This is a genomic window from Bifidobacterium ruminantium DSM 6489 (assembly GCF_000770925.1).
GTDB classification, from domain to species: Bacteria; Actinomycetota; Actinomycetes; order Actinomycetales; family Bifidobacteriaceae; genus Bifidobacterium; species Bifidobacterium ruminantium.
Map to the genome: position 1 here is coordinate 87,617 of NZ_JDTK01000004.1, position 12,290 is coordinate 99,906.

Sequence of the window (12,290 nt, forward strand, 5' to 3'; positions counted from 1 at the left end):
AACGTTCCTTCCGACAACCGACATTCTAGTCTGACGTTGTCCTACCATACGCTACAATGGAAACTCGTGTTCATCCTTCGCATGCGGACGGGAATCATATCCGTGTGGGAAGAATGCATGAACGGGCTGTAGCGCAGTTTGGTAGCGCGTCTGCTTTGGGAGCAGAATGTCGCAGGTTCAAATCCTGTCAGCCCGACAAAAAGCCCGGAGTTCCAATGGTTTTGCCACTTGGAATTCCGGGTTTCAATGATTGTGCGCACAAAAGGAACTCAGATGCCACGCATGTTGTAGTCGGCGCTCAGATCATTCATGGCATGCAGGATCTTGTATGTGTAGACCAACGGCCCGACGATGATCAACGTGCCGAGAACGCTCCATAGCCAGTATGTCGCGGCCGTCACGGTCACCGGCAAATGCCGGGCGGCCTGTTCGGTGCCGATTCGAGCGCTGAGACGATGGTTCCAGACAAGCCAGCCGATGCCGAAAGTCAGCCAGCCGACAATGAAGAACATGAGGCAATAGTGCATGGTGCGCTTGCCGTCGCGACGCGTGGCGATTAGGTTCAAGGTTTCCCCAACCTCACTCATCTGCCAAATGTCGTAGATGCCGAAAGTGATGAGACCAAGCAGCACGAATTTGAGCAGACCGCGTTTGGTACGCAACGCCGCTCCCGCCGGAACGGGAACCGGAGCCATTGGCTGAGGCTGTTGAGCGGCAGGCGGATAATATTGCTGCGATGCGGACGCGTAGGGCTGCGGCTGCGGCACGGCCGCATTCGGTTGTTGGGGTTGCGGCACAGGCACATATGGCTGTGGTTGCTGTGGCGATGTCATATTCTCTTCTTTCTTCTATGCGCTCGCTCTTCTCCACATTGAGGTGAAAAAGAACGGACGTCGTCAAAGGACGCCTACACGCAATGATAGGCAGATGGGGAAGGAGTTGTATAGTTTGCATCCCATATGGATACCAGCATGTCGCTGACGAGATGGACACGTCTTTTTCCGCGGGTTTTGGTTACCATGGGTCGCATGGAAGCACTTCAAGAGAACCTATGGCCGGCACCGTATGCCGGCAAGCCGCTCAACGCCACTGTGGTGGTGCCGGGTAGCAAATCCCTGTCGAACCGGTATCTCATTCTCGCGGCTCTCGGATCGGAGCCGGTGCGTTTGGTAGGGCTGCTGCGCTCGCGTGACACCGAGCTGATGATGGAGGCGTTACGTGCGCTTGGCGTCCGCTGTGAGGTTGATGTCGAAACTGATACGACGGTAACGGTGACGCCGCCAGCGGATGGCCACTTCCATGGCAATGCGAAAATTTACTGCGGACTTGCCGGCACGGTGATGCGTTTCGTGCCGGGACTTGCGATGTTCGCCGATGGTCCCGTCGATTTCGATGGCGATGAGCAGGCATATGCCCGCCCGATGAAACCGGTGTTGGATGGCTTGCGGCAGTTGGGCGCGACCATTGAATACCGCGGTGAAGAAGGCCGTCTGCCGTTCACAATCACTCCGCCCACATTTGATTCGGCCGTGCGCGAAACGCCGAATGTGGTTTCCATCGATTCGTCCGGCTCTTCGCAGTTCATTTCCGGCCTGTTGCTGATCGGCTCGCGTGTGCCAGGCGGCCTTGAGCTGCACCATACGGGGAAAAAGACTCCAAGCCTGCCGCATATCCGAATGACGGTGGCCGATCTTAAAAGTGCTGGTGTGGATGCGATTGCAGATGAAGACGTTCATGTCTGGGGAGTCGCTCCGGGAACGGTTCAACTACCCGGACAGGTGACGGTCGAACCGGATTTGTCGAATGCCGCTCCGTTCCTGGGCGCCGCGTTGATCGCCGGCGGAACCGTGCGTGTGCCGCATTGGCCGGAAACCACCACGCAACCTGGTGGTTTGCTGCCGGGGTATCTTGAACGCATGGGAGCGCAAGTGTCTTTCCCGGAAAAGAACGGCATCCGTTATTGCGAAGTCACAGGTGGACATGCCATCAACGGTTTGGGTGATTTCGATCTGACCGCTGCCGGTGAAATCGCGCCATCGCTTGCTGCGATTCTGGCTTTCGCCGACAAACCGACCAATATGATCGGCATCGGCCATTTACGCGGACACGAGACGAACCGTCTTGAGGCGTTGGTCAATGAAATCACGCGTATTGGGGGAGAAGCTCGTGAATTGCCGGATGGATTGAAGATAACGCCCGTATCCGTGGGCTGCCTTCGACCGGCCGTGATGGAGACTTATGCCGATCATCGTATGGCCACATTCGCGGCGATGCTTGGCCTACGCATCAAAGGCATCCAAGTGAAGAACGTCGCCACGACGGCGAAAACCCTACCGAATTTCGTGGATATGTGGAATGGCATGCTTGTTTGACTGATACGCAAAAGTGACATCGGAGGACGTTCGGTCCGTCTGACGAGAGCGGACTTGTTTCCGTAACATAACGGAAGGGGCTTTCCACAAGAATGGTTTGTGGAAAGCCCCTTCCGTTATGCGTCAAGCCTGTGGCTCACTCCCACTCGATGGTTGCCGGCGGCTTGGAGGTGCAGTCGAGCACCACGCGGTTGATCTGGCGGCATTCGTTGGTGATGCGCGTCGAGATGGTGGCCAGCACGTCGTACGGGATGCGGGACCAATCGGCGGTCATGGCGTCTTCGGAAGACACCGGGCGCAGCACGATCGGGGAGCCGTAGGTACGCTCGTCGCCCTGCACGCCCACGGAGTGCACGTCGGCCAGCAGCACGACCGGGCACTGCCAGATGTCGCGGTCAAGGCCGGCCTTGGACAGTTCCTCGCGCGCGATGGCGTCGGCCTCGCGCAACACGTCCAGGCGTTCCTTGGTGATCTCGCCGATGATGCGGATGCCCAGACCCGGGCCCGGGAACGGCTGACGCCACACGATCTCGTCCGGCAGGCCGAGTTCGGTGCCGATTGCGCGGACCTCGTCCTTGAACAGCGTGCGCAGCGGTTCGATGAGCTGGAACTTGATGTCCTTCGGCAGGCCGCCCACATTGTGGTGGGACTTGATGTTGGCCGCGCCGTCGCCACCGCCGGATTCCACCACGTCCGGGTACAGGGTGCCCTGTACGAGGAACTTGACTTCCTTGCCGGAGGCGCCGGCCTCTTCGATGACCTGGCGCTGTGCCTTCTCGAAGGTGCGGATGAACTTCTCACCGATGATCTTGCGCTTCTTCTCCGGCTCGCTCACGCCCTTCAGCGCGGTGAGGAAGTCCTCGGATGCGTCCACGGCGATGAGCTTGATGCCGGTGGCCTTGACGAAATCATGCTTGACCTGCTCGGCCTCGCCCTTGCGCAGCAGGCCGTGGTCCACGAACACGCAGGTCAGCTGATCGCCGATGGCCTTGTGCACCAGCGCGGCGGCGACGGCGGAGTCGACGCCGCCGGACAGGCCACAGATCACCTGTGCGTCGCCGACCTTCTCGCGGATCTTCGTCACCTGGTCGTCGATGATGTTGGATGCGTTCCAGTTGTCACCAAGGCCGGCGCATTTGTGCAGGAAGTTCTCGATAAGCTTCTGGCCCATCGGAGTGTGTTTGACTTCCGGGTGCCACTGCACGCCGTACAATTTGCGGGATTCATCCTGCATGGCCGCGACGGGCGCGCCTTCGGTGTGCGCCAGAACCTCGAAGCCTTCCGGAGCGGTTTTGACCGCGACCCCGTGGCTCATCCAGGTGCTCTGTTCCACAGGGGATCCGTCGAGCAGCCCCTCGGCTTTGTCTATGGTGGTCTCCGTCTTGCCGTATTCGCCAAGGGCGGCTTTGTCGACGTCCGCGCCCAACGCGTACGCCATGGCCTGGAAGCCGTAGCAGATGCCGAGCACGGGAACGCCGGCCTCGAACAGTTTCTTGTCGACGCGCGGAGCGCCGGGTTCGAACACGGAAGCCGGGCCGCCGGACAGGATGATGGCCTGCGGATCCTTGGCCAGCATCTCGTCGACCGGCATGGAATGCGGCACAAGCTCGGAATAAACATTGGCCTCACGCACACGACGTGCGATCAGCTGGGCGTACTGGGCTCCGAAATCGACAACGAGCACAGGACCTGCAGCCATAACACTCTCCCTACATATGAGGATCAAAAGCGGACAACGTTAACTGCTCCATTGTGGCGTTGCAAGAAGACATTGGAGACACGTGAGCATCATACGGGCGAATCTCACAATTGCTTACGCTCACTTGCTCAACACGCCGCGCGTGTATCCTATGAAACGAACGTTGGAAAAATGTGTTAACCGACTAAAAGCGTTGATATTGAGCCGTTTATCAATCTTTTTGATATCCAGTGAAGTGCGCACAAATGCCCCGATGAAATCTCACAATCATAAACAAAAAAGCAACATTTACACACACAGTCGCAAAAAAGAGAAAAAAGTCGCACCGCGCTCGTAATATGTGCAAGTGACTGGAAATGAGCCATGCCGCGTAACCGCAAGGTTTTAGGCATGACCCATGACCTAAGGAAATAAACAATCGCACATCACAGTGCAGGAGTACAGGAGTACACATGACGAGTCCTGTTATTGGCACCCCTTGGAAAAAGCTGAACGCTCCGGTTTCCGAGGAAGCTATCGAAGGCGTGGATAAGTACTGGCGTGCAGCCAACTACCTCTCCATCGGCCAGATTTATCTGCGTAGCAACCCGCTGATGAAGGAGCCTTTCACCCGCGAAGACGTCAAGCATCGTCTGGTCGGCCACTGGGGCACCACCCCGGGCCTGAACTTCCTCATCGGCCACATCAATCGTCTCATCGCTGATCACCAGCAGAACACTGTGATCATCATGGGCCCGGGCCACGGCGGCCCGGCAGGTACCGCTCAGTCCTACCTGGACGGCACTTACACCGAGTACTTCCCGAACATCACCAAGGATGAGGCTGGCCTGCAGAAGTTCTTCCGCCAGTTCTCCTACCCGGGTGGCATCCCGTCCCACTACGCTCCGGAAACCCCGGGCTCCATCCACGAAGGCGGCGAGCTGGGTTACGCCCTGTCCCACGCCTACGGCGCAGTGATGAACAACCCGAGCCTGTTCGTTCCGGCCATCGTCGGCGACGGCGAAGCTGAGACCGGCCCGCTGGCCACCGGCTGGCAGTCCAACAAGCTCATCAACCCGCGCACCGACGGCATCGTGCTGCCGATCCTGCACCTCAACGGCTACAAGATCGCCAACCCGACCATCCTGTCCCGCATCTCCGACGAAGAGCTCCACGAGTTCTTCCACGGTATGGGCTATGAACCGTACGAGTTCGTCGCTGGCTTCGACAACGAGGATCACCTGTCGATCCATCGTCGTTTCGCCGAGCTGTTCGAGACCGTCTTCGACGAGATCTGCGACATCAAGGCCGCCGCTCAGACCGACGACATGACCCGTCCGTTCTACCCGATGATCATCTTCCGCACCCCGAAGGGCTGGACCTGCCCGAAGTTCATCGACGGCAAGAAGACCGAGGGCTCCTGGCGTTCCCACCAGGTGCCGCTGGCTTCCGCCCGCGATACCGAGGCCCACTTCGAGGTCCTCAAGAACTGGCTCGAGTCCTACAAGCCGGAAGAGCTGTTCGACGAGAACGGTGCCGTGAAGCCGGAAGTCACCGCCTTCATGCCGACCGGCGAACTGCGCATCGGTGAGAACCCGAACGCCAACGGTGGCCGCATCCGCGAAGAGCTGAAGCTGCCGAAGCTGGAAGACTACGAGGTCAAGGAAGTCGCCGAGTACGGCCACGGCTGGGGCCAGCTCGAGGCCACCCGTCGTCTGGGCGTCTACACCCGCGACATCATCAAGAACAACCCGGACTCCTTCCGTATCTTCGGACCGGATGAGACCGCTTCCAACCGTCTGCAGGCCGCTTACGACGTCACCAACAAGCAGTGGGACGCCGGCTACCTGTCCGCTCAGGTTGATGAGCACATGGCTGTCACCGGCCAGGTCACCGAGCAGCTTTCCGAGCACCAGATGGAAGGCTTCCTCGAGGGCTACCTGCTGACCGGCCGTCACGGCATCTGGAGCTCCTATGAGTCCTTCGTGCACGTGATCGACTCCATGCTGAACCAGCATGCCAAGTGGCTCGAGGCTACCGTCCGCGAGATCCCGTGGCGTAAGCCGATCTCCTCCATGAACCTGCTCGTCTCCTCCCACGTGTGGCGTCAGGATCACAACGGCTTCTCCCACCAGGATCCGGGTGTCACCTCCGTCCTGCTGAACAAGTGCTTCAACAACGATCACGTGATCGGCATCTACTTCCCGGTGGATTCCAACATGCTGCTCGCTGTGGCTGAGAAGTGCTACAAGTCCACCAACAAGATTAACGCCATCATCGCCGGCAAGCAGCCGGCCGCCACCTGGCTGACTCTGGACGAAGCTCGCGCCGAGCTCGAGAAGGGTGCTGCCGAGTGGAAGTGGGCTTCCAACGTGAAGTCCAACGATGAGGCTCAGATCGTGCTCGCCGCCACCGGTGATGTTCCGACTCAGGAAATCATGGCCGCTGCCGACAAGCTGGACGCCATGGGCATCAAGTTCAAGGTCGTCAACGTGGTTGACCTGGTCAAGCTGCAGTCCGCCAAGGAGAACAACGAGGCCCTCTCCGATGAGGAGTTCGCTGAGCTGTTCACCGAGGACAAGCCGGTTCTGTTCGCTTACCACTCCTACGCCCGCGACGTGCGTGGTCTGATCTACGATCGTCCGAACCACGACAACTTCAACGTCCACGGCTACGAGGAGCAGGGCTCCACCACCACCCCGTACGACATGGTTCGCGTGAACAACATCGATCGTTACGAGCTCCAGGCTGAAGCTCTGCGCATGATCGACGCTGACAAGTACGCCGACAAGATCAACGAGCTCGAGGCCTTCCGTCAGGAAGCCTTCCAGTTCGCCGTCGACAAGGGCTACGATCACCCGGATTACACCGACTGGGTCTACTCCGGCGTGAACACCAACAAGCAGGGTGCTGTCTCCGCTACCGCCGCAACCGCTGGCGATAACGAGTGAGCCTAGGTCTTTTGGCCTGATTGCTTGAAATGTCCCAAGGAAGCATGTCTTCCTTGGGACATTGTTTTATTCGCGTAAGATGTTTTCTGGAAGCCCCCGAATCACGAGGACGATCCGATGATTGTTCCGCATTAGAATTGCTTATTGTGCGAACAACGCAGTATCGCACCCGTACATACGTAATACGTACATACTGAACAGGAGACACCGTGAGTCTTACCAGCATCACCATCATCAGCCCGGAAGCGGCGAACGGCCGTAATGTCGTGGCTCTTGGAGTCGTCAAAACACTCGCCACGATTGGCGGGACCGGAGTGTTCCGTCCGTCGGTCTGTAGAAAAGACGCTTTTACGGATGTGCTTATCGGAGCGGCCAATGCCGGCCTGAACCGTGACCAGTGTGTCGGCGTGTGCCCCAAGCGTGCTCGTGAGGATAAGAATGGTTCCAGAGCCGACATCGTCGCCGCTTACACGCACGCCGTCGAGGCTGCGGATCCGGAGTTCATGGTGATCGTCGGCACTGACAGATCTTCCGTGAACGATCCGGCGATGTTCGCCTTCAACGCCGACGTGGCCGCTGATTTGCAATCGCCGGTGCTGCTGGCCGTGTGCACCATCAATCGCACGCCGTCGCAGGTCAGAGACACGGTCGAGGCATCCGCCAGGGTCATCGAGGAATCCGGCAGCAAAGTCGTCGGAGTGTTCATCACCGGTTGCGATGACACGCAGCCGCAACCGCTCCGGGGCTGCTTTGCGGATTATCCCGTGCCTGTCTGGACGCTGCCCGCCGTCGATTTCGATGAAGACGACGCGATCGCCAAAGCCGATAAGGCCTTCGCCGCGAATGTGGATGCCGACGAATTGATCAAGGCCATCAAAACGCCGTTCGATGCGCCGACGACGCCGTACGCTTTCCAGTACGGATTGCTTGGCAAGGCGAAATCGGATAAGAAGACCATCGTTCTGCCGGAAGGCACCGAAGACCGTATCATTCGGGCGGCCGACTATCTGCTGGAACGCGACATCGTCAATCTGATCATCGTCGGCGACAAGCAGTCCATTCTCGCCCGTGGCGAGGAACTTGGCTTGGAATCGCTGTGCAAGGCCCAAATCCAAGCCAAGGATGATGAGGCTGTGCTGACGCCCATGGTGGCCAAACTGTGCGAGTTGCGAGCCAAGAAAGGCATGACCGAGGAACAGGCCCGCAAGCAGTTGGCCGACGAGAGCTATTTCGGCACGATGCTGGTGGTGATGGGTAAGGCGGATGGTCTTGTGTCAGGTTCCATCAATTCGACGGCTAACACGGTTCGTCCCGCGCTGCAGGTCATCAAGACCAAGCCGGGAACGTCGTTGGTCTCCGGTGCGTTCCTGATGTGTTTCAGGGACCATGTCGCCGTATTCGCCGATTGCGCCATCAACCTCAATCCCAACGCCGAACAGCTCGCGGAAATCGCCATCCAGTCCGCTGAAACCGCCAAGGCGTTCGGCATCGATCCCAGGGTCGGGATGTTGTCCTACTCCACACTGGGTTCTGGTAAAGGACCTGATGTGGAACTCGTGGAGAAGGCTACCTCCATCGTCAGGGAGAAGGCGCCGGATCTCGCGGTGGTCGGCTCCATCCAATTCGACGCGGCATGGTCTCCGACTGTCGCAGCCACCAAGGCCAAGGGCGATCCGGTCGCAGGACATGTCAACGTGTTCGTGTTCCCGGATCTGTGCGCGGGCAATATCGCGTACAAGGCCGTCCAGCGTTCCTCGGGGGCGGTGGCCGTCGGGCCGGTGCTGCAGGGACTTAACCGTCCGGTGAACGACCTGAGCCGTGGCGCCACCGTTCCGGACATCATCAACACCGTCGCGCTGACCGCCATCGAAGCCCAGTGATACGGGTGTTTTTGTAGCAAGCAGCGAGTATTCTAAGGATTTGGAAAGCCGCCTAGGCGGCACATCGATTAACACATGGAGGATGCCCACAATGGCGAAAACCGTCCTTGTCATCAATTCCGGTTCCAGCTCTATCAAGTATCAGCTGGTTGATCTTGAGACCGGCGAAGGTATCGCTTCCGGTCTGGTCGAAAAAATCGGCGAACCGGTTGACGGCCACTACAAGCACGAGTACAACGGCGAAAAGCATGAGCTTGAGGAGCCGATTCATGACCATGAGCAGGGTCTGAAGCGTGTGCTCGGCTTCTTCGACGAGTTCGGTCCGAAGCTCGCCGATGCGGGCATCGTGGCTGTCGGCCATCGTGTGGTGCAGGGCGGCTCGATCTTCCCGAAGCCGGCTTTGGTCAACGACAAGACCATCGGCCAAGTCAAGGATCTCGCCGTGCTCGCCCCGCTGCACAACGGACCGGAGGCCAAGGGCGCCGAAGTCATGCGTGCCCTGCTGCCGGACGTTCCACAGGTCTTCGTGTTCGATTCCTCCTTCTTCTTCCAGCTGCCGAAGGCTTCCAGCACCTACGCGCTGAACAAGGAAGTCGCCCAGCAGTACCACATCCGTCGTTACGGCGCCCACGGCACCTCCCACGAGTTCATCTCCTCCGTGGTGCCGTCCGTCATCGGCAAGCCGGCCGAGGGCCTCAAGCAGATCGTGCTGCACATCGGCAACGGCGCCTCCGCCTCCGCCGAGATCTCCGGCAAGCCGGTCGAGACCTCCATGGGTCTGACCCCGCTCGAGGGCCTCGTGATGGGTGGTCGCACCGGCGACATCGATCCGGCTGTCGTCTTCCACCTGATCCGCAACGCCCACATGAGCGTCGACGAACTGGACACCCTGTTCAACAAGCGTTCCGGCATGATGGGCCTGACCGGTTACGGCGATCTGCGTGAAGTGCACCGCCTGGTCGAGGAAGGCAACGAGGACGCCAAGCTGGCTCTGGACATCTACGTGCACCGCATCGTCGGCTACATCGGCAACTACACCGCCCAGATGGGTGGCGTCGACGTGATCACCTTCACCGCTGGTGTCGGCGAGAACGATGACGTCGTCCGCAAGATGGTCTGCGACAAGCTCGCTCCGTTCGGCGTCAAGCTGGACGAGAAGAAGAACGCCACTCGTTCCAAGGAGCCGCGCATCATCTCCACTCCGGATTCCGCTGTCACCATCTGCGTCATCCCAACCAACGAGGAACTGGCCATCGCCCGCAAGTCCGCCGCCATCGCGGAAGAAGGCAAGGACACCTACGGCAACGTCTTCACCAAGTGAGTGAAAGCCGCATTCCGCTATCCGAGGAATGCGGCGGGCTCATGTGGCTAATCGCGCCGCCGCGACTGAAGCTCGACATCGTCGGCAACAGCCGCGGCAGCGCGATTTTTCTTTTGAAAAGAAAGTCGGTTTCCACCTGCTCACAAAGGGGTTGCTTGGTGATACGATACGACAGGTTGTTCGTGGCATGCGCGACAAAAAGAGAGAATGGTTGGTGATTGTGGCTACCAGACGGCATTTTGTCGGTTTAGATGGGCTCAAGGGCATCGCCTTGATTGCGATAGTGCTGTATCACTGCGACGAAGGCGCGCTCCACGGAGGATTTTTCGGGGTAGATGTTTTCTTCACCATTTCCGGATTCCTGATTTTCTCATCGTTGCTCAACCATATCGATTCGGGTAGAGGCCTCGGATTGGGGGAGTATTATCTCAAGCGCTTCCGTCGAATCTATCCCGCGTTCTTTATGCTGATTCCGATGACGACGACCTTGGCTTGGTTTGTGAACAAGGACATGCTCGTCGGCATCCGAGACCAAATCATGACCGCGTTGCTGGGATGCTATAACTGGTATGCCATCAGTAGTGGAGCCAGCTATTTCTCCCAGATGAATCCGGACATGCTCCGGCATCTGTGGTTCATGTCGTTGCTGATGCAGTTCTATCTCATTGCCCCCTTTGTCGTTCTGTTGCTGCGCAGGATCATCAGCAGATGGGTGCCTGTGGCCATTCTGGCTGTCTTGGCTGTGGGAAGCGCGGTGTCCATGGGACTGCAATACCAGCCTGGCGCCGATCCCACTCGGGTCTACTTCGGTACCGACACCCATGCCATGGGATTGTGGTTGGGAGCCATGTTGGCCTGGATGCTGCCGATTATGCGCCGTGAACGTGGGAAAAACATCGGTTCATGGATGGAACGGTTCCATACGGCATGGAACAGGATCGGTCCTGTGGCCGCGTTTGTCTCGCTGCTGGCCCTGCTTTGGATGATGAGACATGTCTCCCAAGGTCCGGTGGCGTTCCGAGGTGGTATCTTCGTTGCCTCCCTGCTGGCCTTGGTGCTGATTGCCGGTTCCATACCATTCGGATCATGGATGCAGGATCTGCTGGTCTTCAAACCGCTCGCGTTCATTGGTCACCATTCGTATGGCATCTATCTGTGGCACTGGCCACTATGGCTGTTGGTCAAGGCCATGTTCCCGCAATGGGGAATGCGGGTGGATTGCATGCTGCTGATCACCGTGGTGCTGACAATTCTGTTCGCCATGCTCTCTTGGAAGCTGTTCGAGCGTCCGGTGATGCGGGGCGGGTTCGGAGCCTTGGTCGACATATCCGGCAAAGACGGAACCCGTGGAATCGTCAGAAGCTTCATAACGATCGTGATGCTGATCGCGCTATGCGGAACGGGCGGCTATGCCGTCATCCATGCGCCGGTGAGCACCAGTGTGGAACAGACGCTGGCCTCCAATGCCAGGATGCTGCTCGAACAGGGGCGTCATGCCGATTGGAACCGGGCCAGGCCTCCGGCTCCGAGAAAGCCGATGCACAAGATGCCGGACGGTTCGCAGATGACCGCCATCGGTGATTCGGTGATGCTTGCTTCCAGCAAAGGCCTGCAGGACATGTTCCCCAATATCATCGTGGATGCGGAGGTCTCACGTGCGATGACGACGGCTCAAGGGCTCATCGACCAGCAGAAGTCACAGGGGAATCTGCGTCCGTGGGTGTTGGTGGGGCTTGCCACCAACACCGTGGTGACGGAAGACCAGCTTGACGCGCTGCATGACGATATAGGCCCGGACCGGGTTCTGGTGCTTATCAACGCTCATGCCCCCGTGTCATGGGTTCCCGGCACGAATGACGTATTGAGGAACTACGCGAAGGCTCATTCCAACAATGTCGTATTGGTTGATTGGGACAAAGCCATTTCAGCGCACGCCGACGAGCTTGCCGGCGACGGCATCCATCCTGGCATGGCGAACACGATTTACGCGCAGGCGGTCAAGGATTCGATTTCCGACTGGATCAAACAGGGGCACTGAGAGATCCCCGCATGAAGCAGGGCATATGAAAAATCCCCATCCCGATTTAT

General features: G+C 58.7%; 7 protein-coding genes and 1 tRNA gene. 6 read left to right on the forward strand and 2 right to left on the reverse strand.

Annotation, left to right across the window (positions count from 1 at the left end; genetic code table 11):
* Nucleotides 1–122 precede the first annotated feature (122 nt).
* Nucleotides 123–196 (forward strand) — tRNA-Pro (locus tag OU26_RS03185).
* Between the two features lie 73 nt (nucleotides 197–269).
* Here the strand turns inward: OU26_RS03185 and OU26_RS03190 are convergent.
* Nucleotides 270–833, reverse strand: coding sequence for a DUF4234 domain-containing protein (locus OU26_RS03190; protein ID WP_026645828.1), 564 nt, complete (start codon nucleotides 831–833; stop codon nucleotides 270–272).
* A 186-nt stretch (nucleotides 834–1,019) separates the two neighbouring features.
* Here OU26_RS03190 and aroA point away from each other — a divergent pair, with 186 nt between their 5' ends.
* The gene (gene aroA, locus OU26_RS03195; protein WP_033498885.1) at nucleotides 1,020–2,372 is read left to right on the forward strand and encodes a 3-phosphoshikimate 1-carboxyvinyltransferase; all 1,353 of its coding nucleotides are present in this window, start codon (nucleotides 1,020–1,022) and stop codon (nucleotides 2,370–2,372) included.
* Nucleotides 2,373–2,508: 136 nt separating this feature from the next.
* Here aroA and guaA read toward each other — a convergent pair whose 3' ends face one another.
* Nucleotides 2,509–4,071: a glutamine-hydrolyzing GMP synthase gene (gene guaA / locus OU26_RS03200; protein ID WP_026645830.1), complete on the reverse strand. Its 1,563-nt coding sequence runs from the start codon at nucleotides 4,069–4,071 to the stop codon at nucleotides 2,509–2,511.
* 452 nt (nucleotides 4,072–4,523) lie between these two features.
* Between guaA and OU26_RS03205 the strand changes: the two genes are divergently transcribed.
* From OU26_RS03205 to OU26_RS03220, 4 genes are all read left to right on the forward strand, one after another.
* Nucleotides 4,524–7,001 carry a phosphoketolase gene (locus OU26_RS03205; protein ID WP_026645831.1) on the forward strand — a complete coding sequence of 826 codons (2,478 nt, stop codon included), beginning with the start codon at nucleotides 4,524–4,526 and terminating at the stop codon, nucleotides 6,999–7,001.
* Between the two features lie 209 nt (nucleotides 7,002–7,210).
* Nucleotides 7,211–8,881 (forward strand): phosphate acetyltransferase, encoded by a 1,671-nt coding sequence (gene pta, locus OU26_RS03210; RefSeq protein WP_026645832.1) that lies wholly within the window; start codon nucleotides 7,211–7,213, stop codon nucleotides 8,879–8,881.
* Between the two features lie 91 nt (nucleotides 8,882–8,972).
* Nucleotides 8,973–10,202 (forward strand): acetate/propionate family kinase, encoded by a 1,230-nt coding sequence (locus OU26_RS03215; protein ID WP_026645833.1) that lies wholly within the window; start codon nucleotides 8,973–8,975, stop codon nucleotides 10,200–10,202.
* Between the two features lie 187 nt (nucleotides 10,203–10,389).
* Nucleotides 10,390–12,240, forward strand: a complete 1,851-nt coding sequence (locus tag OU26_RS03220) for an acyltransferase family protein (protein ID WP_051592875.1) — start codon at nucleotides 10,390–10,392, stop codon at nucleotides 12,238–12,240.
* Nucleotides 12,241–12,290: the final 50 nt, after the last annotated feature.

What these genes read in the sequence shown, in the direction of transcription:
- OU26_RS03190 (WP_026645828.1), bottom strand. Translation starts at nt 833, where the DNA reads ATGACATCGCCACAGCAACCACAGCCATATGTGCCTGTGCCGCAACCC.
- aroA (WP_033498885.1), top strand. Translation starts at nt 1,020, where the DNA reads ATGGGTCGCATGGAAGCACTTCAAGAGAACCTATGGCCGGCACCGTAT.
- guaA (WP_026645830.1), bottom strand. Translation starts at nt 4,071, where the DNA reads ATGGCTGCAGGTCCTGTGCTCGTTGTCGATTTCGGAGCCCAGTACGCC.
- OU26_RS03205 (WP_026645831.1), top strand. Translation starts at nt 4,524, where the DNA reads ATGACGAGTCCTGTTATTGGCACCCCTTGGAAAAAGCTGAACGCTCCG.
- OU26_RS03215 (WP_026645833.1), top strand. Translation starts at nt 8,973, where the DNA reads ATGGCGAAAACCGTCCTTGTCATCAATTCCGGTTCCAGCTCTATCAAG.
- OU26_RS03220 (WP_051592875.1), top strand. Translation starts at nt 10,390, where the DNA reads ATGCGCGACAAAAAGAGAGAATGGTTGGTGATTGTGGCTACCAGACGG.